Source organism: Telluria mixta (assembly GCF_029223865.1).
GTDB classification, from domain to species: Bacteria; Pseudomonadota; Gammaproteobacteria; order Burkholderiales; family Burkholderiaceae_D; genus Telluria; species Telluria mixta.
In genome coordinates, this window is the sequence record NZ_CP119520.1 from 2,858,737 (window position 1) to 2,879,404 (window position 20,668).

Annotated in this window: 20 protein-coding genes and 1 pseudogene; 15 read left to right on the forward strand and 6 right to left on the reverse strand. The window is 66.4% G+C overall.

Going from position 1 to position 20,668, the window contains the following annotated elements:
• Window positions 1–37: 37 nt before the first annotated feature.
• The 7 genes from mpl (at window position 38) to mtgA (ending at window position 7,218) form a co-directional block, all read left to right on the forward strand.
• Complete coding sequence (gene mpl, locus P0M04_RS12820; RefSeq protein ID WP_281042452.1) at window positions 38–1,372, forward strand: UDP-N-acetylmuramate:L-alanyl-gamma-D-glutamyl-meso-diaminopimelate ligase; 1,335 nt, start codon at window positions 38–40, stop codon at window positions 1,370–1,372.
• Window positions 1,369–1,989, forward strand: coding sequence for a YqiA/YcfP family alpha/beta fold hydrolase (locus P0M04_RS12825; RefSeq protein WP_259450845.1), 621 nt, complete (start codon window positions 1,369–1,371; stop codon window positions 1,987–1,989). Before mpl ends, P0M04_RS12825 begins: the two co-directional genes overlap by 4 nt.
• Window positions 1,986–2,579: a chorismate--pyruvate lyase family protein gene (locus P0M04_RS12830; RefSeq protein ID WP_259450846.1), complete on the forward strand. Its 594-nt coding sequence runs from the start codon at window positions 1,986–1,988 to the stop codon at window positions 2,577–2,579. Before P0M04_RS12825 ends, P0M04_RS12830 begins: the two co-directional genes overlap by 4 nt.
• Window positions 2,576–4,624: a ribonuclease catalytic domain-containing protein gene (locus P0M04_RS12835; protein WP_259450847.1), complete on the forward strand. Its 2,049-nt coding sequence runs from the start codon at window positions 2,576–2,578 to the stop codon at window positions 4,622–4,624. Before P0M04_RS12830 ends, P0M04_RS12835 begins: the two co-directional genes overlap by 4 nt.
• 159 nt (window positions 4,625–4,783) lie before the next feature.
• Window positions 4,784–5,635, forward strand: coding sequence for a TonB family protein (locus tag P0M04_RS12840; RefSeq protein WP_259450864.1), 852 nt, complete (start codon window positions 4,784–4,786; stop codon window positions 5,633–5,635).
• 24 nt (window positions 5,636–5,659) lie between these two features.
• Window positions 5,660–6,481, forward strand: a complete 822-nt coding sequence (gene aroE / locus P0M04_RS12845) for a shikimate dehydrogenase (protein WP_259450848.1) — start codon at window positions 5,660–5,662, stop codon at window positions 6,479–6,481.
• On the forward strand, window positions 6,478–7,218 hold the full coding sequence (gene mtgA, locus P0M04_RS12850; protein WP_259450849.1) for a monofunctional biosynthetic peptidoglycan transglycosylase: 741 nt from the start codon (window positions 6,478–6,480) through the stop codon (window positions 7,216–7,218). Before aroE ends, mtgA begins: the two co-directional genes overlap by 4 nt.
• Before the next feature lie 15 nt (window positions 7,219–7,233).
• Here the strand turns inward: mtgA and P0M04_RS12855 are convergent, their stop codons facing one another.
• Window positions 7,234–9,345, reverse strand: coding sequence for a TonB-dependent receptor plug domain-containing protein (locus tag P0M04_RS12855; protein ID WP_259450850.1), 2,112 nt, complete (start codon window positions 9,343–9,345; stop codon window positions 7,234–7,236).
• A 282-nt stretch (window positions 9,346–9,627) separates the two neighbouring features.
• On the opposite strand from P0M04_RS12855, the gene P0M04_RS12860 reads away from it, so the two are divergent.
• The 3 genes and pseudogenes from P0M04_RS12860 to corA all read left to right on the forward strand — a co-directional run bounded on the left by P0M04_RS12860 (window position 9,628) and on the right by corA (window position 11,943).
• Complete coding sequence (locus tag P0M04_RS12860) at window positions 9,628–9,945, forward strand: transposase (protein ID WP_259452990.1); 318 nt, start codon at window positions 9,628–9,630, stop codon at window positions 9,943–9,945.
• 20 nt (window positions 9,946–9,965) lie between these two features.
• Window positions 9,966–10,805: pseudogene (locus tag P0M04_RS12865) on the forward strand (IS3 family transposase); the annotation flags it as partial.
• Between the two features lie 172 nt (window positions 10,806–10,977).
• A complete protein-coding gene (gene corA / locus P0M04_RS12870; protein ID WP_259449662.1) occupies window positions 10,978–11,943 on the forward strand; it encodes a magnesium/cobalt transporter CorA in 966 nt (321 codons plus the stop codon).
• Here the strand turns inward: corA and P0M04_RS12875 are convergent, their stop codons facing one another.
• From P0M04_RS12875 to thiD, 5 genes are all read right to left on the reverse strand, one after another.
• Complete coding sequence (locus tag P0M04_RS12875; protein ID WP_259449663.1) at window positions 11,944–12,528, reverse strand: heme-degrading domain-containing protein; 585 nt, start codon at window positions 12,526–12,528, stop codon at window positions 11,944–11,946.
• A 55-nt stretch (window positions 12,529–12,583) separates the two neighbouring features.
• The gene (locus P0M04_RS12880; RefSeq protein ID WP_259449664.1) at window positions 12,584–12,997 is read right to left on the reverse strand and encodes a cbb3-type cytochrome c oxidase subunit I; all 414 of its coding nucleotides are present in this window, start codon (window positions 12,995–12,997) and stop codon (window positions 12,584–12,586) included.
• 93 nt (window positions 12,998–13,090) lie between these two features.
• A complete protein-coding gene (locus P0M04_RS12885; RefSeq protein ID WP_259449665.1) occupies window positions 13,091–14,368 on the reverse strand; it encodes an NRAMP family divalent metal transporter in 1,278 nt (425 codons plus the stop codon).
• 16 nt (window positions 14,369–14,384) lie between these two features.
• On the reverse strand, window positions 14,385–15,686 hold the full coding sequence (gene hemL / locus P0M04_RS12890) for a glutamate-1-semialdehyde 2,1-aminomutase (RefSeq protein WP_259449666.1): 1,302 nt from the start codon (window positions 15,684–15,686) through the stop codon (window positions 14,385–14,387).
• Window positions 15,687–15,726: 40 nt separating this feature from the next.
• Window positions 15,727–16,548, reverse strand: coding sequence for a bifunctional hydroxymethylpyrimidine kinase/phosphomethylpyrimidine kinase (gene thiD, locus P0M04_RS12895; RefSeq protein ID WP_259449667.1), 822 nt, complete (start codon window positions 16,546–16,548; stop codon window positions 15,727–15,729).
• 94 nt (window positions 16,549–16,642) lie between these two features.
• Between thiD and P0M04_RS12900 the strand changes: the two genes are divergently transcribed.
• The 5 genes from P0M04_RS12900 to P0M04_RS12920 all read left to right on the forward strand — a co-directional run bounded on the left by P0M04_RS12900 (window position 16,643) and on the right by P0M04_RS12920 (window position 20,656).
• Window positions 16,643–16,795 carry a rubredoxin gene (locus P0M04_RS12900; RefSeq protein WP_029755924.1) on the forward strand — a complete coding sequence of 51 codons (153 nt, stop codon included), beginning with the start codon at window positions 16,643–16,645 and terminating at the stop codon, window positions 16,793–16,795.
• Window positions 16,796–16,957: 162 nt separating this feature from the next.
• Window positions 16,958–17,359, forward strand: a complete 402-nt coding sequence (locus P0M04_RS12905; RefSeq protein WP_259449668.1) for a response regulator — start codon at window positions 16,958–16,960, stop codon at window positions 17,357–17,359.
• Window positions 17,360–17,381: 22 nt separating this feature from the next.
• A complete protein-coding gene (locus P0M04_RS12910) occupies window positions 17,382–17,750 on the forward strand; it encodes a response regulator (protein ID WP_025511923.1) in 369 nt (122 codons plus the stop codon).
• Window position 17,751: 1 nt separating this feature from the next.
• On the forward strand, window positions 17,752–18,276 hold the full coding sequence (locus P0M04_RS12915; RefSeq protein WP_259449669.1) for a chemotaxis protein CheW: 525 nt from the start codon (window positions 17,752–17,754) through the stop codon (window positions 18,274–18,276).
• A gap of 37 nt (window positions 18,277–18,313) precedes the next feature.
• Complete coding sequence (locus tag P0M04_RS12920; RefSeq protein ID WP_259449670.1) at window positions 18,314–20,656, forward strand: methyl-accepting chemotaxis protein; 2,343 nt, start codon at window positions 18,314–18,316, stop codon at window positions 20,654–20,656.
• The last annotated feature ends 12 nt before the right edge of the window (window positions 20,657–20,668 follow it).

Sequence of the window (20,668 nt, forward strand, 5' to 3'; positions counted from 1 at the left end):
CATGCACATCCATATCCTCGGCATTTGCGGCACCTTCATGGGCGGCCTCGCGGTGCTGGCCAAAGAGGCCGGCCATCGCGTCACCGGGTGCGACGCCAACGTCTACCCTCCGATGAGCACCCAGCTCGAAGCCCAGGGCATCGAGCTGATCCAGGGTTACGGGCCCGAACAGGTGAACCTGAACCCGGATCTTTATGTCGTCGGCAACGTGATGACGCGCGGGAATCCGCTCGTCGAGGAGATCCTGAACCGCGGCCTGCCGTACGTATCTGGCCCGCAATGGATCGGCGACCATATTCTCCGTAATAAATGGGTGCTGGCCGTCGCGGGCACCCACGGCAAGACGACGACGACGTCGATGCTGGCGTGGATCCTGGAAGATGCGGGCTATTCGCCGGGATTCCTGATCGGTGGCGTGCCGCTGAACTTCGGCGTGTCCGCGCGCCTGTCCGGCGAAACCGATTCCGACTTCTTCGTGATCGAGGCGGACGAGTACGACACGGCCTTCTTCGACAAGCGTTCGAAGTTCGTGCACTACCACGCCAAGACCGCCGTGCTGAACAACCTCGAATACGATCACGCCGACATCTTCCCCGATATCGGCGCCATCGAGACCCAATTCCACCACCTCGTGCGCACCGTGCCCGGCGTCGGCCGCATTGTCGTGAACGGCGACGAAGCGTCGCTGGCGCGCGTGCTGAAGCGCGGCTGCTGGAGCGAGAAGGAAAGTTTTGGCGGTTCCGACGGTGTCGACTGGAGCCTCGTCGAGCATCCGGGCGGTTCCAGCTTCGACGTGTTCTTCAAGGGCGAGCAACAGGGCACCGTCCACTGGGACCTGACCGGCCACCACAACCGCAGCAACGCCATGGCCGCCATCGCCGCCGCGCGCCACGTCGGCGTGCCGCCCGCGCAGGCGATCGATTCGCTGGGCCGCTTCCAGAACGTCAAGCGGCGCATGGAAGTGCGCGGCGTCGTGAACGGCGTGACTGTCTATGACGACTTCGCGCACCATCCGACCGCGATCGCGACGACCGTCGGCGGCCTGCGCCAGAAAATCGGTACGTCGGGCAGGATTCTCGCCGTGCTGGAGCCGCGCTCGAACACGATGAAGCTGGGCGCCATGAAAGATGCGCTGCCGGGCAGCCTGAAGGATGCCGACCTCGTGTTCGGCTTCGGCAGCCAGCAGGCGCTGGGCTGGTCGCTGGCCGACGCCCTGAAACCGCTGGGCGCCAACGCGCACAGCTTCGACCAGCTCGACTACATGGTGCAGGCGATCGTCCAGGCCGCGCAGCCGGGCGACCACATCCTCGTGATGAGCAACGGCGGCTTCGGCGGCGTGCACCAGAAGCTGCTGGAGGCGATGGCGGTATGAGCAGCGGCTCGCATCTGCTCTACCTGCACGGCTTCCGCTCGTCGCCGCGCTCGTTCAAGGCGAGAGTCGTGCAGCAGCGGATGGAGGCGGCCGGCCGCGCCGCCGACCTCATCTGCCCGCAACTGCCGGCCTCGCCGAAGGCCGCGATGGATCTCGTACTGACCCTCGTCGAACGCCATGCCGGCAATCTGGCCATCATCGGCTCCTCGCTGGGCGGCTTCTACGCCACCTGGCTGGCGGAACGCTTCGGCTGCCGTGCCGCGCTGATCAATCCGGCCGTCGATCCCTTGAAAGACCTGGACAAGCACGTCGGCATCACGACCGAATGGCATACGGGCGAGCCGTTCGAATTCAAGCGCGAGTACATCGATGAACTGGCCGCATTGAAGGTCGGCGCCATCACCCGGCCGGAGCGTTATTTCCTGCTGGCCGCCACGGGCGACGAGGTGTTGGACTACCGCGACATGGTTGCGCATTACGCTGGCGCGCACCAGCACGTCATCCAGGGCAGCGACCACGCGGTGTCGGAATTCGAGCAGTATGTCGATGAGGTGCTGGCGTTCTGCCTGACGGATAATCCAAACGAAGGCGACGCCGGATCGGACCATCGTCAGTGAGGCCCGCTTCGCTGCGCCGGGCCCGCTGGCTGGCGCATCCGGCCGGCACGGGCGCGCCGGCCGCCATGTGCGACTGGCTGACGACGCCGGGTTCGCTGACGGCACGCCTGATCGCGCACAGCCGGCAATTCCGGGTACAGAAACTGCGCCAGGCGGGCAATATCTGCCTGGCGGACGAGGCCGGCGCGATCGGCTTGGCGCGGCCCCAGCGCGTGTGGGAACGCGAAGTGCTGCTGCGCTGCGACGGCCAACCGGTCGTGTACGGCCACACCGTCGTGCCGATGAGTGCGAGTGCGAGCGACTGGCCCCTGTTTTCGGCGCTGGGCGAACGTTCGCTCGGCACCACGCTGTTTTACGATCCGCGGGTCACGCGCGGCGAGCTGGAATTCGCGCGGCTGCGTCCCGGCCATCCGCTGCTGGCGCGTGTGAACGCCGCGCTCGGCCGGGTCGATCCGGCCCGCGACACTTATTTTGCGCGGCGCTGCGTGTACCGCCGCCGCCAGGGACTGCTGCTGGTCACCGAGGTCTTCCTGCCCGAGGTGCTCGATCTCGAGGCGACCGCATTTAATATGAATACGAATACAAAATGAACTTATTTTTCGAAGAGTCCGGCGATTTCAAGGTCGGCACCGTGCTGTCGCAGGCGGGCGAGGCCTACCAGGTCGAAATGCCGAGCGGGAAGCGTACCAAGGTCAAGGCGCGCGACGTGATGCTGCAGTTCGACAAGCCCGATCCTGCTACCTTGCTGGAACAGGCGAAGGCCGTCGCGGCGGACGTCGATCTGGAGTTCCTGTGGGAAGTCGCCGGCCAGGAAGAATTCGGATTCGCCGAACTGGGCGCCGAATACTTCGGCCACGCGCCGCTGCCGTTCGAAGCGGCCGGCCTCGTGCTGGCACTGCACGGCGCGCCCATCTATTTCTACAAGAAGGGCCGCGGCCGCTACAAGGCGGCGCCGGAACAGTCGCTGCGTGCGGCGCTCGCCGGCATCGAAAAGAAGAAACAGCAGGCCATCGTGCAGGCCGCGTATGTCGAAGAATTGAAGGCCGGCACGCTGCCGCAGGCCATGCAGCCGCTCGTCCAGCAACTGCTGTTCAAGCCGGACAAGAACAGCATCGAATATAAAGCCCTCGAAACGGCGGCCGACGAGTTGCAGACGACGGCCCCGCGCCTCATGCTGTCCACGGGCGGCATCGCGTCGGCCAAGGAGCTGCACATGGGCCGCTTCCTGTTCGAACACTTCCCGCGCGGCGCCGGCTTCCAGCCCGTCGCCGTGCCGACGCCGCCCGCCGACCTGCCGCTGGCGAACGTGGCCGCGTTCTCGATCGACGACGTGACGACGACCGAGATCGACGACGCGTTTTCCGTCGAGAAGCTCGATGACGGCACGGTCCGCGTGGGCATCCACATCGCGGCGCCGGGCCTGGGCATCCGTCCGGACGACGCCATCGACAAGATCGCCCGCGCGCGCATGTCGACCGTGTATATGCCGGGCGACAAGATCACGATGCTGCCGGACGAGGTCGTCGACGCCTATACGCTGGCCGAGGGCAACGACTGCCCGGCGCTGTCGCTGTATGCCGTGCTCGATCCGGCCACGTGGACCGTGCTCTCGACGACGACCCGCGCCGAGCGCGTGCCCATCAAGAACAACCTGCGCCACAACGACCTCGACGACGTCGTCAACGAGGAAACGCTGAACAACGGCGAAGGCGATTACCCGCACAAGATGGAACTGGGCCTGCTGTGGCAGTGGGCGCTGCAACTGGAAGCGGGCCGCATGAAGAAGCGGGAAGCGTTCGGCCTGAAGCCGGAACAGGCCAACCGCGTCGACTTCAATTTCTATGTCGAGGACGACGTTGTCACGATCGTGCGCCGCAAGCGCGGCGCGCCGCTGGACAAGATCGTGGCCGAGCTGATGATCTTCGCAAACAGCACGTGGGGCAAGCTGTTGCACGACTGCGGCGTGCCGGGCATCTACCGCTCGCAAGGGCCGGGCGCCGGCGGCTGGACCGCCAAGATGCAGGTGCGCATGGTGACGCACGCGGCGCCGCACCAGGGCCTCGGCGTCGATCAATATGCCTGGTCGACCTCGCCGCTGCGCCGCTACACGGACCTCGTGAACCAGTGGCAGATCCTCGCGTGCGCGACGAACGGCGTGACGGCACCGCTCGTCGCCCCGTTCAAGCACCGCGATGCGACCCTGTTCTCGATCGTCTCCGCATTCGACGCCGCGTACTCCGCCTATAACGACTTCCAGCAGAACATGGAGCGCTACTGGTGCCTGCGCTGGCTGGCGCAGGAAAACGCGAAGCAGGTCGAGGCCGTCGTGCTGAAGGACGAGGTGCTGCGCCTTGTCGAGATCCCGCTCGTGATCCGCCTGCCGGGCATGCCGCAGGCGGCGCGCGGCGCGCAAGTCCGCCTGGACATCGTGCGCTGGGACGAGGTCGACCTGTCGCTGGAGGCGCGCCTGCTCGAAGTGGCCGCCGTGGCGCCGGAAGCGGCCGAGGAGCTGGGCCTGGACGAGGAAGAGGACACGGGCGAGGCGGCGGCTGCGGAAGCGGTCGAGGCCGAGGGCGCGGTCGCGGTCACCGATCCGGAGACGCAGACCGACGTCACGGGCGAGCAGGCCGCGTGATGTGAATTCGTCATCATGTCGCCGCGACGCGACCATTTGGTGGGCACGGGGTGCCCACCCTACCAAAGATTCCAGCCTGCACGGTAGAATGGGGAGTTCCATGACCCCAACCGTCCCACCCCGCAGCGCGTGAACACCCTCCTACACAACCGTCCCCTGATGATCGCCATCGCCTGTTCGGTGCTGGCGCATGCCTCCCTGCTGGCGGTCCGCTTCGCCGCGCCGGATGCGTTCCGGCTGCAGCCGGCCGATCCGGGCCTGGAGGTCATCCTGGTCAACGCGAAGCATGCGCGCGCGCCCGTCAAGGCGGACGCGCTGGCCCAGGCCAACCTGGACGGCGGCGGCAATGCCGACGCCGGCCGCGCCCAGTCGCCGCTGCCGGACCTGCGCAAGGTCGAGAACGGCGACTCCATCCGCGCCCTGCAGCGCCGCATCGCCGAACTGGAACAGCAGCAGAAAAGCGTGCTGACGAAGATGCGCCAGTCGCAGTTCAACAGCGCGCCCGTGGCCGACCAGACCAGGCCCGACCCGAGCCGCACGGGCGAGGACAACCTCGACTCCACCAAGGCCATCGCGCGCATGACAGCCGAGATCACCCAGCGCATCGCCGACGAAAACAAACGTCCCAAGAAGACGTTCATCAGCCCCAGCACGCGCGAGGTCGGCTACGCCATGTATTACAAGGCGATGCAAAAGCGCGTGGAAGAGGTGGGCACGTTGAATTTCCCGCAGCAGAACGGCAAGAAGCTGTACGGCGAACTGGTCGTCTACATCCCGATCTTCCAGGACGGGACGCTCTATGAAAAAGAAGGCGGACCGCGCATCGAGCGCAGTTCCGGCAATCCAGCGCTGGACAAGGCCGCGCTGTCGATCGTGCGCCGCGCCGCGCCATTCGGCAAATTCCCGGCCAATATGCGCTCGACCGACAAGGACGACCTCTGGATCGTCGTCACCCGCTTCAAGTTCACCCGCGAGGAAAAGCTGCAGGCAGAATTGCGCGGCGAAGGATAACGGGAGCTCAGTAATGGAGACTAAATGACGGATAAATATTGCGTGATCGGCAACCCGATCGCCCACAGCAAATCGCCGGACATCCACGCCGCGTTCGCGGCCGCGACCGGCCAGGACATCTCGTACGAGCGCTGCCTGGCGCCGCTGGACGGCTTTGCGGACACCGTCCGCGACCTCGTCGCGCAGGGCTACCGCGGCGCCAACGTGACGCTCCCCTTCAAGCTGGAAGCGGCCGCGCTGGCCACCCGGCTGGAAGAGCGGGCGCGCCTGGCGGGTGCCGTCAACACCTTGCGTTTCGAGGGCGGCGAGATCGTCGGCGACAACACGGACGGTCCGGGCCTCGTGGCCGACATCGTGAAGAATGCCGGCGTGCCGCTCACCGGCAAGCGCGTCCTGCTGCTGGGCGCGGGCGGCGCGGCGCGCGGCGTCATCCTGCCGTTCCTGAGCGAGAAGCCGGAAGCGATCGTGATCGCCAACCGCACGCGTGCGACGGCCGATGCGCTCGTTTCCCACTTTGCCGATCACGTGGCGTATGCGGGGCAGATCAGCGCCTGCGGTTTCACGGACATCGCGGGCCCGTTCGACGTCGTCGTCAACGCGACGTCGGCCAGCCTGTCGGCCGACCTGCCGCCCGTGCCCGCGTCGGCTTTCCGGTCGGGCACGCTGGCGCTGGACATGATGTACGGGAAAGAGCCGACACCGTTCATGGCGTTCGCGGCAGCGCACGGCGCGACCGTGCGCGACGGCCTCGGCATGCTGGTCGAACAGGCGGCGGAAGCGTTCTTTACCTGGCGCGGCGTGCGGCCGGAGACGTCGGCCTTGCTGGCCCGCATGCGCGCATCATGAGCGGCATCGGCACGCTCAAGGCGGGCGCGCCCGCGCGCGCAAGAACCGGCGGGCGGCGCTGGCTGAAGTGGCTCGTCCTCGGGCCGCTGCTGCTCGTCGTCCTGGTGCAGCTGTATTTCTTTGCGATGGTGTGCTGGTGGACGCAGTTCAACCCGTCGTCCACGAGCATGATGCGCCAGCAGCTGTCGGCGCTGCGCGAGCAGAATCCGAACGCGAAGCTGGAACAGGCGTGGGTGCCGTATTCCCGCATCTCGAACAACCTGAAGCGCGCCGTGATCGCATCCGAGGATGCGAATTTCAGCGAGCATGACGGTGTCGACTGGGACGCGCTGGAAAAGGCGTACGAGCGCAACAACAAGAAGCACAGGGTGGTGGGCGGCGGGTCGACGATCACCCAGCAGCTGGCCAAGAACCTGTTCCTGTCCGGCTCGCGCAACTACCTGCGCAAGGGCCAGGAACTCGTCATCGCCTACATGCTGGAAGCGGTGATGGACAAGCAGCGCATCCTCGAGATCTACCTGAACGTGGTCGAATTCGGCCGCGGCGTGTTCGGCGCCGAGGCTGCCGCGCGCCATTATTTCCGCACGTCGGCCGCGAACCTGAACGCCGCCCAGGCTGCCCGGCTGGCCGTGATGCTGCCGAACCCGCGCTACTACGACCGCCACCGCGACACGAACTACCTGGCGCGCCGCACGGCGGTCATCCAGCGGCGCATGAACGCGGCCGAACTGCCCTGATTCACAGCGCCCGTTTCACAGCCCCTTTTCCCACACGAGACGCCAGGTCGTGCGCACGCGGTAGGCTGTCGTGCGCACGAGCGGGCTGGCGCCGTCGTAGGCGACCCGTTCGCGATAGTCCCGGTGCAGCAGGTCCGCCACGGACAGCCGCAGCCGCGTCGTCGCGTCGCGCTTCCACACCGCGTACAGGTCGAACTGGCGCTTGATGCCGTCATCGCTGGACAGCACGGCGCTCGTGCGGCCGGCCACCCGGCCGCGGTAGCTCCAGGTGCCGCCCAGGTCGACGCGGGCGGCGCCGTAGTCGAGGCCGACGTTGCCGCTGTACGTCGGCTGCCCCTCGATGCGGTTGTCCGGTCCCGGCACGCTGTCCACGCGCGACCAGTTGCGCGCCGCGTTCACGCGCACCGCCAGCGGGCCCCGCGTCGCCCTGCCTTCGAATTCGATGCCGCGCACGGTCGCGCCGCCCAGGTTCTCCGGTGTGGAGGTCCACACGCCGTCGGCCAGGGAAGTGCGGAACAGCGTGACGTCGCGGATGCGCTTGTGGAACGCGCTGACCCCGACCATGCCGTCCTTGCCGATCGTGCGCTCCCAGGCCAGGTCGACGGCGAGCGCCAGTTCGGGACGCAGGTTCGGGTTGCCCTGCTGGTCCGGGTTGGTGGCGCTGTTATTGTTGTCGACCGTGTACCGGCGCGGCATCAACTGGATGATGTTCGGCGCCTTGTACGTCCGGCTGACGGCGAGGCGGAACTGGTCGCGCGCGCCCGCCGGCTTGAACAGCGCCTGCAGGATCGGGCTCCACGCGCCGGCGTGGACGTCGACCGCGGCGTGCGCATTGCCTTCTCCCGTCGTGCGCAGGTCTTCGCGGCGCAGGCCGACGTAGGCCGACCAGGCGTCGTCGATGTCCCACTCGTCCTGCACGAAAAAGGCGCCGCGGGCGACGCCGGCGCGGTAGTTCTCGTCGCTGGCCAGCAGCAGCGCATCGGCCGCATCGGTCTGGCGTTCGCGCCGGTATTCGCTGCGCCGCTTGCGGCCCAGTTCCCAGCCGGCCGCGAGCAGGTGGCCGCGCCACATGGGACGGCGCCAGCTGCCGTTGAACGTCCATTCGCGTTCGGTCGGGCCGGAGGCGACGCGATGGGTCTCGAGCAGGTCGTCGCGCAGGTCCATGCCGCGGTAGACGAAGGCGGCATCGCGCGTGGTGTAATAGCCGGACAGCTTGGCCGTCACGCGCGCGCCGCCATCGAGCCTGCGGGTCCACGCCACGTCGGCATAGGCATGCAGCGGATCGGCCGCGAAGCGCTGGACGGCATGCGGGAACGCCGTCGGACCGCCGGTCTCGGTGGTCTCCGTCTCGCGCTTGGTGTTGTCGAAGCGGCGCTTGCGCACATAGCCTTGCGCCGTGACGGTGTCGCTTGTGTCCGGCTGCCAGGTCAGGCGCGGCGCCAGTTCCGCCATCTCCTCGGTCTGGTGGTCGGACCAGGCGATGCGGCGCAGCAGGTCGGGACGGCGGCCCGCTTCCGTGGTGACGGCCGTGACGGGATTCTCGTTGTGCCTGAGGGTGGCGACCAGCGTGTAGGCCAGCGCGCCCGCACGGCCGCTGTGCTGGGCGACGAGCTGCGGCGCGAGATAGCCGTCCACGACGGCGCTGCCCGCCTTGACCTCGGTCGCGGCGGCGCCCCGGGCCGGGCCGGCGCGGCGCAGGATCACGTTGATGGTCCCGGCCACGGCCTGGCTGGAGGTTTCGGCGGTGGCGGTGCGCTGGATCTCGATCCGCTCGATGACGTCGGGACCGAGCGACTCCAGCGCGAAGCCGGCCGGCGCCGGCAAACCGTTGAGCAGCAGCGCCACGTAGCCGCCGCCCATGCCGCGCATGCGGATCGTGGCGGCCTTGCCGGGGCTGGCATCGACCGTGATGCCGGGTTGCCGTTTCAGTACGTCGGACAGCGTGCCGTCGCCCTGGCGCAGAATCTCGTCGCGGCCGACGACGATGGAAGTCGTGGTCGACTGCGCGCGCTGCGCATTCGCGTCAGCGCTGACGACGACCTGTTGCATGGGCGCGGTCTGGGCATGAAGGCCGGCCTGGACGGCCAGCAGCAGCGCGGCCGCGCCGCCGGATCGGATAATGTGCATGGATGGATTATTCGACAACCGCCGCGGCCGCGGCACGGTCGAGGGACGAACGGACCGGACGACGGGACGAATTCGGGGTCAGAGCACATTTTTGTCAAAATTCGGGGTCAGAGCACATTTCGATCCGCAGCGCTCGGCCCCGCTTTTGCCGTTCATGCCAGTGCCCTCACGGTGTTTTCGTTGCGCTGATGCCTCAAACATGCCGCGTGGCCATTGCCACAAAAAGTGCTCTGAGGTGTACCGGGTTTAGTGGACATCCCAAATAGAGGACAATGCGTTCCCATGGATAAGACTAAACCTGCTCCTACCGAGCGCAGAGAGTTCACGAAGGCTTTCAAGCAAGAGGCGGTCACACGCCTGAAGGCAACTGATAACGCGACAGCCTTGGCACTGGAGCTTGGCGTGCGGCGCAACGTGCTCTACAAATGGGCCGAGACGCTTGAGAAAGCTGGCGCCGAGAAGGCGTTCAACGGCCCAGGGCGGCCGTTGGCACAGGACGAGGATGAGTTGACCCGGCTGCGGCGGGAAAATGAGCGGTTGAAGATGGAGAACACCATCCTAAAAAAGGCCGACGCGTACTTTGCGAAACGCAAGCCGTAAGGTACGCCTTTGTTCATGAGCATCGCAAAGAGTTTCCGATTGCGATGATGTGCCGGTTGCTGGAGGTGAGCCGAAGCGGTTGTTATGCCGCACGTGAGCGCGAGCCGAGCATACGCAGCCGCGAAGACGTGGCGCTACGTAGTCGCATCGAAGAACTGCACGCAGAGCAATGGCACGCGCCAGGCGTCATCAAAACATGGCGTTTGCTACTTGCTGAAGGTGTAAATTGCAGTCGTAACCGCGTGGCCAGGATACGTCGGATCGCTGGCATCGAAACCCGCCGCATGGCGCGGTTCAAAAAGATGCGGACGTATCAAAAGACCGAGCCGCCGGCGGAAGACCTGGTCAAACGCCAATTTGCCGTAACGCTGCCCAATCGGGTCTGGGTCGGCGATATGACGCAGATCGCAACAAGGAAGGGACCTTTGCATCTTGCCGCCTTCGTCGACCTGTGCACGCATCGTGTCATCGGATGGGCCACTGCAACGAGCCAGACAGCGAACCTGGCCGTGACAGCGCTGCAAGCTGGTATCGCACAGCGAAAGCCTGTCAACGGGATGATCTGCCATACGGATCAGGGCTCGCAGTTTTCCTCAGCCATGTTTCGCAATCATCTGCGCGACAACCAGATACGCCCAAGCATGAGCCGCAGAGGAAACTGCCACGACAACGCCGTGGCGGAGAGTTTCTTTTCGAACCTGAAGAACGAGCTGACGCACCACACGATCTATGAAGATCAGCAGTCGGCACTAGCCGCCATTACCGCCTACATCGACGTGTATTACAATCAGCAACGACTTCATCAGACGCTCGGCTACCGTACGCCAGCTGAAGTCGAAAAAATGCACGGGTGTACCTGATTTAACCTGTCTACCAAACCGGTGCATCTCACTCTGACCCCGAATTTACGGCGAAATTGGACCTGACCCCGAATTTGGGAATTTGCCTGGGAAAACGTGCGTTCGGACTGGCCGGCCTCAGGGCTTACAGGTACACTTGCGCTGTTTCCGAATCCGGCCGAGAAAGCAGCGCATGATCAACGTATTTGTCCTACAAAATGGCCGACTGAACCAGATACCCATCGCGTCGCGTGCCGATCTGGAGAACGCGCCTGCCGTCTGGGTCGACCTGCTCGACCCGACCGACGAGGAGCGCGCCTGGGTCAAGACGACCTATGACGTGATCCTGCCCGGCGAGGACGAAGTCCAGGACATCGAGGCATCCGCGCGCTACTACGAGGCGGAAAACGGCGACCTGCACCTGCGCACCGACTTCCTGCGCGAGGAAGAGGACGGCCCGTCGCGCATCGTGACGGTCGCGTTCATCCTGGCCAAGAAGATCCTGTTCTCGGTCCACACGGACGACCTGCCCGTATTCCGCCTCGTGCGCTTGCGTGCGCGCTCGCGGCCCGGGTCGATCGAGGACTACATGGACGTGCTGCTGGACCTGTACGCGACCGACGCCGAGTACTCGGCCGATGCGCTGGAAGGCATCTACGAGAGCCTGGAAGACGTCAGTCAGCGCGTGCTGCAGAAGGAATTCACCGACCAGGACGCGGCCTCCGCGCTGAATGCGATCGCCCACGAGGAAGACTTGAACGGCCGCATTCGCCGCAACATGATGGACACGCGCCGTGCCGTCAGCTTCCTGATGCGCGGGCGGCTGCTGAACGCGGAACAGTTCGAGGAGGCGCGCCAGATCCTGCGCGACATCGAATCGCTCGACGGCCACACGTCTTTCCTGTTCGACAAGATCAACTTCCTGATGGACGCCACCGTCGGCTTCATCAACATCAACCAGAACAAGATCATCAAGATCTTCTCGGTGGCCTCGGTCGCGTTCCTGCCGCCGACCTTGATAGCCAGCGTCTACGGCATGAACTTCGACTTCTTGCCGGAACTGCACTGGAAGTTCGGCTACGGCTGGTCGCTGGGGCTGATGGTGGTCAGCGCCATCGCCCCGTTCCTCTACTTCCGCCACCGCGGGTGGCTCAAGTAATCAAAGCGGCACGTCCGCCTTCAGATACCAATTCAGCGCGCGCACGACCATCGCATGGTCGTCCACGCCCGCGAGCCCCGACACGGTGATCGTGCCGACTTGTCCGGTACCCTTGACGACGATGGGGAACGAGCCGCCGTGCGCGGCATAGTCCTTCGAGTCGAACATGGGCAGGTTGTCGAAATCGCGGCCCGCGTTGACGGCTTCCGTGTGCACGAAGAACGACGCGTGGCCCGTGCGGTTCACGAGGTTGCTCTTGCGGCGGATCCAGTCGACGTTGTTCGGGCTCGTGCCGGCCATCGCGTAAAAGAACAGCGGATTGCGGTTGATCGTGATGTCGATCGTGACGGCGACCTTGTCCGCCTTTGCCTGCTCGACGATCTTGTTGCCGATCGCGAGCGCCGCGTCGTTGTCGAAGGACGTGAACTGCAGCGCCTGCTCCTGGCGGCGGATGGTGTCGAGCGATACGGTTTTCTTTTCCATGCTGGTTCCTGGATTGGTCGTTGCGGCGCCGGCGGTGCCGGCGAACAGCGCGCTTGCTGCGATCAGCACAGCGCAGGAACAGTGGACGATACGCACAGCCATGTCGTTGCCTCTCTCCGGTTTTATTATCCGGAAAGTATAACCGGAGAGCGGCCCGTTATTGCTTGAGATTCAGGAACAGATTGGCGGCGAACGCGAGAATGGCCAGCGCGGCGATGATTTCCGCGATGACCAACGCCGGTGCGAAGGCCATGTGACCCAGCAGCAGCATGGAGAGCGCGACCATCATCACGGGCAAGGCCAGGTTCAGCAGCCAGAAATGCAGGCGCGCGAGACGGCTTTCGCCCGCCTTCGGGAAGATACTGTAGATCAGGCCGGCCAGGGCCAGCGTCGTCCAGCCCAGCAGGTTGACGTGGGCGTGCACGGGGCGCAGGGTGAAGTTCTGGCTGGCGCCCATGGCGATGCCCAGCGAGATGCCGAAGATGAGGTAGAGGACGGCCAGCTTGATCCAGATGATGCCGGCGCGCGAAAACTGCGGTTGCGGCAGCGGATTGACGGTCGTGGTTTGCATGGTGCGGCTCCTGACGGTATGTACGATGAGGAGCGCATCGTAAAGCGCCCCGTCGTGCAGGTGCAGCCCCACGCGTGGGGGACGATCAGCCGGTCACATCGTCGCAAACATGGCCACGACGGCCACCAGCATCACGGCCACGCCGATCCAGCCGATGACGGTATGGCGCGTCGACAGCGTATACCCGCCCATGATCTTGCGGTTATGCGCGAGCAGCATCATGACGGCCATGATCGGCACGGCGATGACGCCGTTGATCTGCGCGGACAGCACCAGCGCCGCGATCGGGTCGACCGGCGCGAAGTCGAGCGCGACGCCGCCCAGCGTGGCCAGCGCGATGATGCCGTAGAACTCGCGCGCCTCGACGACCTTCAGGTCCATGCCGTTGCGCCAGCGGAAGCTTTCGGTGACGGCGTACGCGGCCGACCCGGCCAGCACCGGGACGGCGAGCATGCCCGTGCCGATGATGCCCAGCGCAAATGCGATGAACGCGAACTCGCCCGCCACCGGCCGCAGCGCCTCGGCCGCCTGGGCGGACGACTGGATGTCCGTGATGCCGTGCGCACCGAGCGTCACGGCTGTCGTCAGCATGATGAAGAACGCGACAAGGTTGGAAAAACCCATGCCGATCAGGGTGTCCGTCTTGATGCGTTTCAGCTGCGCCGCGGCGTCACGCGGGCGCGTGCGCAGTGCGCGCGTGTGGTGGTCGTTGCGGATCTCCTCGACTTCCTGCGACGCCTGCCAGAAGAAGAGGTAGGGGCTGATCGTCGTGCCGAACACGGCGACGATCAGCGCGACGGAGTCCTTCGTGAATGCGAAATGCGGCCAGATGGTGCGCGCGAACACTTCCGTCCACAGCATGTGCACGGCGAACGCCGTCGCGACATACGCCAGCAGCCCCAGGGTCAGCCATTTCAGGTAGCGCACGTAGGTGGCATACGGCAGGAAGACCTGCAGCGCGAGGCACAGCAGGCCGAAGCCGAGCGCGTACAGGTGGCTGGAACCGGTGCCCGTGACGAGGCGCAGCGCTTCGCCCATCGCGGCGATGTCGGCCGCGATGTTGATCACGTTGGCGACGAGCAGCAGGGAGACGATCGCGTACAGCAGCCAGGGCGAATACGCCCGGCGGATATTGGCCGCGAGCCCGCGCCCCGTCACGCGGCCGATGCGCGCCGACACGAGCTGGATGCCGACCATGAACGGATAGGTCAGCACGAGCGTCCACAGCGTGTTGAAGCCGAATTGCGCGCCGGCCTGCGAATAGGTCGCGATGCCGGACGGGTCGTCGTCGGCCGCGCCCGTGATCAGGCCGGGGCCGAGCGATTTCAGCGTGGCATTGTCGGTGAGGCGGCGGAACAGCTTCAGCGGCATGTCGTGCCTGGCGCGATCACGCCAGGCGGGCAAAAACGCGGCGCGCGGCTTCGACCGTCTCCGCGATCACGGCATCGTCGTGCGTGGCCGAGACAAAGCCCGCTTCGAACATGGCCGGCGCGAAGTACACGCCTTCGTCCAGCATGCCGTGGAAGAAGCGGTTGAAGCGCTCCTTGTCGCCGGCCATCATCTGGGCGTAGCCGGTCGGGACGGTGTCGGCGAAATACAGGCCGAACATGCCGCCGACGCTGTCCGCGCAGAAGGCGATGCCCGCTTCCTTCGCGGCCGCCGTCAGGCCCTCGACCAGTTTCTTCGTCTGCGCCGTCAGGTGCTCGTAGAAGCCCGGCTGCTGGATCAGCTTCAAGGTGGTCATGCCGGCAGCGACGGCGACCGGGTTGCCGGACAGCGTACCGGCCTGGTAGACGGGGCCGATCGGTGCCATCTTCTGCATCAGGTCGGCGCGGCCGCCGAACGCGGCGACCGGCATGCCGCCGCCGATGACTTTGCCGAGCGCGGTCAGGTCCGGCGTGATGCCGTACAGCGCCTGCGCACCGCCGATGCCGACGCGGAAGCCCGACATCACTTCGTCGAAGATCAGCACGGCGCCGTATTCCGTGCACAGTTCGCGCATGCGGTGCAGGAATTCCGGCGTCGCGCGGATCAGGTTCATGTTGCCGGCCACGGCTTCCACGATCACGCAGGCGATGGTGTCGCCCATCGACTGGAACGCGTCTTCCAGCTGCGGGATGTTGTTGTAGTCGAGGACGAGCGTGTGCTTGACGAAGTCTTCCGGCACGCCGGCCGACGTCGGGTTGCCGAACGTGAGCAGGCCCGAGCCGGCCTTCACGAGCAGGGAATCGGCGTGGCCGTGGTAGCAGCCTTCGAACTTGACGATCTTGTCGCGGCCCGTGGCGCCGCGCGCCAGGCGCAGCGCGCTCATCGTCGCTTCCGTGCCGGACGAGACGAGGCGCACCTGTTCGATCGACGGCACGAGGCGGCAGATTTCCTCGGCGATCTCGATCTCGCCTTCGGTCGGCGCGCCGAACGACAGGCCGCGCGCGGCCGCATCCTGCACGGCTTTGACCACTTCCGGGTGGGTGTGGCCGACGATGGCCGGGCCCCAGGAGCCGATGTAGTCGATGTAGCGCTTGCCGTCCGCATCCCAGAAATACGGTCCTTCGGCCCGGGTGATGAAGCGCGGCGTGCCGCCGACGGAGCGGAAGGCGCGCACGGGCGAATTCACGCCGCCCGGCGTGGTCTGCTGGGCGCGGGCGAACAGGATGTCGTTTTTCGAGGTGGTGTCAGGCGTAGCGGTCATGGTTGTCTGGATGAATCCCGGGCGGCAGGCGCCGGCGGGGTTAGCAGGCCGCGCCGGGAGCGCGGAAGATCTTGTTCGGAATGAGCCGGCCCATGCCGAAGCGGCAGGCGTGGGCGAGGGTGCCGGTGACGTAGTCCTGGGCGCCGGGCAGGGCGTCCGCCGCGCCCGCGCCGCGCGCCATGCGCGCCGCCAGCGCGGCCGACAGCGTGTTGCCGGCGCCGACGAACGGGCCGGGCAGGTGCTGGGCCCAGGGCAGGGCGGTGGCCAGGCCGTCCGGCTCGTACAACTCGTTGCAGCGGCTGCCGTCGCCCCCGCCGACGCCCGTCACGAGCACGTGGCCGCAGCCGATGCCCGTCAGCTCCGCGGCGTCCTCGGCGACGGTGGCGATGCTGCCCGGGTCGCGCCAGCAATCCGCCAGGCGCGCCAGTTCCGGCTGCGACAGCAGGAACACGCTGGCCTGCGGCGCGAGCAACTGGTGGATGAGGGTCAGCATGTCGTCGTCGCGCGGGCCGCAGTCGGGCAGCGACGACGTGAACGGGTCGAGCACGAGCGGCACGTCGGCATAGTCGGACACGATCTCCGCCACCGCGGCGATCTGCTCCAGGCTCGCGAGCGTGCCGACCTTGATGGCGGCCACCGGCATGTCCTCGAGCAGCATGCGCGCCTGTTCCACGACGAGCGTGTGGTCGGTCGGGTGGATGTCGTCGACGCGCGCGGAGTCCGCCACGAGCAGGCCCGTCACGACCGAGAGGGCGTGGCAGCCATGCATGGCAAAGACGGTCACGTCGGACTGGATGCCCAGCGCGCCGACCGGGTCGGCAGGCCCGAACGTGAGGATGAGTGGAGACGTTTGGTTTTGCACAGCGGGTAGAATACTATACCTTTCCCCACCATTTTATCTGAACCGAAAAGAGGAAATCGAAGTGAGTACTGAAACACAGGTGTACCAGACCTGGATGTGTCTGATCTGCGGCTGGGTCTACGACGAGGCCGCCGGCGCACCGGACGACGGCATTGCGCCGGGCACCCGCTGGGCCGATGTCCCGATGAACTGGACGTGCCCGGAATGCGGCGCGCGCAAGGACGACTTCGAAATGACCGCGATCTGAGCGGTTTTCTTGCCTGTCGATCAAGGGGCGATAGCGTCCCGCCAATGTTTCGTGTCATCCCGTCAATGAACCGTGTTTTGACAAGTTGACGTAACGCAACACTTCATGCACAAGCAGCAGACCCTATGCTATCTTGCGTGTTCATGCTGAAGTGAAACGAATATGACGACGCAACCGACAGGCCTGACGATCATGGTGATCGACGACAGCAGCACGATCCGTCGGTCCGCCGAAATCTTCCTGACGCAGGCCGGCTACCACGTGGTGCTGGCCGAAGACGGCTTCGACGCGCTGGCCAAGATCAACGACCATCATCCGTCCCTGGTGTTCTGCGACATCCTGATGCCGCGCCTGGACGGTTACCAGACCTGCGCGCTGATCAAGAAGAGCGCGAAATTCCATGCCACGCCGGTCGTCATGCTGTCCTCCAAGGACGGCCTGTTCGACCGCGCGCGCGGCACGATGGTGGGCTCGAGCGCCTACCTGACCAAACCTTTTTCCAAGGACAGCCTGCTGGCGGCCGTGCGCGACCATGCGCAGGGCCGGACCGACGCGGCTGCCTGATTCCAACGATGCGGAGCCCGCCGTGGCCATACAAAAAATCCTGATCGTCGACGATTCCCCGACCGAACGTTACTACCTGACCGACATCCTCGTGCGCAACGGCTTCACCGTGACCACCGCCGACAACGGCGAGGACGCGCTGGCCAAGATCCGCGCCGAGCGCCCGGAACTGATCCTGATGGACGTCGTCATGCCCGGCGCGAACGGCTTCCAGGTGACGCGCTCGATCGCGCGCGACCCGGAACTGGCGTCCGTCCCCGTCATCATCTGCAGCAGCAAGAACCAGGAAACCGACCGCATCTGGGGCATGCGCCAGGGCGCGAAGGATTATTTCGTCAAGCCGGTCGATCCGGCGAAGCTGCTGGCCACCATCGCCACGCTCGGCGCCTGAGATGGACGTCAGCGACGTCGCCGGACAGAAGGGCGCGGCCAGGCGCGCGCGCCTGCGCCAGTACCAGGAACAGCTGCTCGAACGCATGCAGGCCGCGCGCACGAGCAGCGGCGCGCGCGCGCACCAGCTGGGCGTGGAGATCGGCGGCGTGCGCTACCTGCTCGACCTCGTCGAAGCGGGCGAGATCGTGCCGCTGCCGCCGCTGGCCGCCGTGCCGCTCACGCAGCCGTGGTATCTCGGCCTCGCGAACGTGCGCGGCAACCTGCTGGGCGTCGTCGACCTGGCGCGCTATCTCGATCCCGAGGTTGCCGGCACCGCGCCGACGGCCGGCACGCGGCTCGTGACGTTCGCGTCCGGTCTCGGCTTTCCGTGCGCGCTGCTGGTGGCGAAGGTCGTCGGCCTGCGCCACGCCGCCGACATGACGCCGCTCGATGCCCGCCTGCGCGACGCCGACGGCCAGGAATGGACGCCGCTGTCGCTGGCCGCGCTCGCGCGCGAGGACCGCTTCCTGCAGGTCGCACGCTAAAAAATCAATCAAACACAGGTTCTGTACTGGAGCTGGCATGGGATTCGTATCCAAACTGTCGATGAATTTCTTCCCCAAGGACGGGGGCGGCGATGCGCAGGCGCCCGGCACGGTGCTGGCGTCGCCGGACACGCAGTTCGGTGCCGGCACGATTCCCGCCGGCCCGGTCAGCGGCACGGCGCCGACGGGTTCCGCCGATGACGCCGCGCTGCGCCTCGGCCAGCTCGCCCGGCGCAAGCGCCGCCATGCGGAGGAGGCGGCGACCGGGATGGCCAGCGGGGACGACGAACTGCGCCTGCCGCTGATCGGCCACCTGTCGCTGCCGCGCCAGCTGCGCATCCTGCTTGCCGCATTCGCGATCGGAATCCTGCTCACCCTGCTGTCGCTGTGGCGCAATGCCGGCAGCGGCGCGATCGCCAGCGGCCAGACCCAGATCGCCAGCGAGGCGCTGATGCACTCGCAGCGCGTGGGCAAGGCCGCGCCGAACGCGATGCAGGGCGTGCCGGACGCCTTCACGCAGCTGCAGGACAGCCGCATCGCCCTGTCGCGCGACCTCGACCTGCTGGCCCGGGGCGGCGACTTCAACGGCAACGCGATTCCCGCGTCGACGGGCGACCTCGCCGCGCAACTGGCCGCCGTGCGCAAGAAGTGGAACGTGTCCGACGCGGCCGCCGCCAGCATCCTCAAGATGAAGCCGGAGCTGGTCGCCTTCGACAAGAACCTCAAGCAGCTCGACGTGCTGGCGCCGGAAATGCTGGCGCTGACGGAAGACATCCTCACCGAGCGCACGGCGCGCGGCGGCAGCGCGCGCGAACTGGCGGCGCTGGGCCGCATGATGATGCTGACGCAGCGCCTGTCGCGCAGCGCCAGCGAATTCCTGACGTCCGGCGGCATCCGTCCCGAGACCGCGTTCCAGATGGGCCGCGACACGACCACGTTCCGCGCCACCGTCGACGGCCTGCTGAACGGCAGCGCCGCGCTGGGCCTGGCCCCGCTGCGCGATCCGGACCTGCGCGCCAAGCTGGAAGAAGTGCAGTCGAAATTCGACATCTGCCAGAAGCTGATCTCGACCTTCCTCGACAAACTGTCCGACATGACGGCCGCCAAGGCCGCCGAGCAGACGATCTTCCGCGACAACGAGGCGCTGCGCCGCCAGTTGACCGACCTGCAGACGTCGTACCGCGCCGGCGAGGGCAGCACGGGCATGTGGCTGTGGGTGCTCGTGGCGGCATCGATCTTCACCCTCGTCACGGCGGGCAGCGTCTCGCGCGTGATGCTGCAGGATTCGCGCAACCGCACCCGCGGCGCCGATGCCCGCCGCCAGGAAGCGGAGGCGATGCGCCTGCTGGCCCAGGCCAAGGAAGAGGAAGCCAAGGCCACCAACGACCAGAACCAGGCCGCGATCCTGCGCCTGATGAACGAATTGCAGGAAGTGGCGGACGGCGACCTGACCGTGTACGCCACCGTCTCGGAAGACATCACGGGCGCCATCGCCGACTCCGTCAACTACACGGTGGAAGAGTTGCGCGGCCTTGTCGTGCGCGTGATCGACACGGCGGAAAAGGTGACGCAGGCGTCGAACGATGCGCAGCAGGTGTCGAGCCGGCTGCTCGTCGCGGCGGGCCAGCAGGCGCGCGAGATCCAGGACACGTCGGCCACCATGTTCCGCATGGCGGGCGAGATCACGGACGTGTCCAGCTCCGCGAAGGAGTCGGCCGAGGTGGCGCGCCAGTCGGTGGCGGCGGCGGAGCAGGGTGCGACGGCGGTGCAGAACGCGATCCGCGGCATGGGCGAGATCCGCGAGCAGATCCAGGAAACCTCCAAGCGCATCAAGCGCCTGGGCGAATCGTCGCAGGAGATCGGCGAGATCACCGAACTCATTTCCGACATCACGGAACAGACCAACGTGCTGGCGCTGAACGCCGCCATCCAGGCCGCATCGGCCGGCGAGGCGGGGCGCGGCTTCTCGGTCGTGGCGGAAGAGGTGCAGCGGCTGGCGGAACGGTCGGCCGAAGCGGCCAAGCAGATCGGCGCGCTGGTGCGCACCATCCAGACCGACACGCACGACGCCGTGGCGGCGATGGAAAAGTCGACGCAGGGCGTCGTCGAGGGCGCGCGCACGACCGACGCGGCCGGCGCGGCGCTGGCCGACATCTCGCGCGTGTCGAACCGTCTCGCCGAGCTGATCCAGGGGATGGCGGTTGCCGCCGGGTTGCAGGCGACGTCCGCGAACGGCGTGGCGCATAATATGCAGCACATCCTCGCGATCACCGAACAGGCACAGGGCGGCACGCAGCAGACCGCGCAGTCGATCCGGCAACTGGCGGAGCTCGCGCAGGAACTGAAGAATTCGGTGTCGCGCTTCCGCGTCGCCGCCTGAGCATCCGACTTT

Bases quoted from the DNA above. Each gene is read 5' to 3' on its own strand.
- mpl (WP_281042452.1), top strand. From the start codon at position 38: ATGGGCGGCCTCGCGGTGCTGGCCAAAGAGGCCGGCCATCGCGTCACC.
- P0M04_RS12825 (WP_259450845.1), top strand. From the start codon at position 1,369: ATGAGCAGCGGCTCGCATCTGCTCTACCTGCACGGCTTCCGCTCGTCG.
- P0M04_RS12835 (WP_259450847.1), top strand. From the start codon at position 2,576: ATGAACTTATTTTTCGAAGAGTCCGGCGATTTCAAGGTCGGCACCGTG.
- P0M04_RS12840 (WP_259450864.1), top strand. From the start codon at position 4,784: ATGATCGCCATCGCCTGTTCGGTGCTGGCGCATGCCTCCCTGCTGGCG.
- aroE (WP_259450848.1), top strand. From the start codon at position 5,660: ATGACGGATAAATATTGCGTGATCGGCAACCCGATCGCCCACAGCAAA.
- mtgA (WP_259450849.1), top strand. From the start codon at position 6,478: ATGAGCGGCATCGGCACGCTCAAGGCGGGCGCGCCCGCGCGCGCAAGA.
- P0M04_RS12855 (WP_259450850.1), bottom strand. From the start codon at position 9,345: ATGCACATTATCCGATCCGGCGGCGCGGCCGCGCTGCTGCTGGCCGTC.
- P0M04_RS12860 (WP_259452990.1), top strand. From the start codon at position 9,628: ATGGATAAGACTAAACCTGCTCCTACCGAGCGCAGAGAGTTCACGAAG.
- corA (WP_259449662.1), top strand. From the start codon at position 10,978: ATGATCAACGTATTTGTCCTACAAAATGGCCGACTGAACCAGATACCC.
- P0M04_RS12875 (WP_259449663.1), bottom strand. From the start codon at position 12,528: ATGGCTGTGCGTATCGTCCACTGTTCCTGCGCTGTGCTGATCGCAGCA.
- P0M04_RS12880 (WP_259449664.1), bottom strand. From the start codon at position 12,997: ATGCAAACCACGACCGTCAATCCGCTGCCGCAACCGCAGTTTTCGCGC.
- P0M04_RS12885 (WP_259449665.1), bottom strand. From the start codon at position 14,368: ATGCCGCTGAAGCTGTTCCGCCGCCTCACCGACAATGCCACGCTGAAA.
- hemL (WP_259449666.1), bottom strand. From the start codon at position 15,686: ATGACCGCTACGCCTGACACCACCTCGAAAAACGACATCCTGTTCGCC.
- P0M04_RS12900 (WP_029755924.1), top strand. From the start codon at position 16,643: ATGTGTCTGATCTGCGGCTGGGTCTACGACGAGGCCGCCGGCGCACCG.
- P0M04_RS12905 (WP_259449668.1), top strand. From the start codon at position 16,958: ATGACGACGCAACCGACAGGCCTGACGATCATGGTGATCGACGACAGC.
- P0M04_RS12915 (WP_259449669.1), top strand. From the start codon at position 17,752: ATGGACGTCAGCGACGTCGCCGGACAGAAGGGCGCGGCCAGGCGCGCG.
- P0M04_RS12920 (WP_259449670.1), top strand. From the start codon at position 18,314: ATGGGATTCGTATCCAAACTGTCGATGAATTTCTTCCCCAAGGACGGG.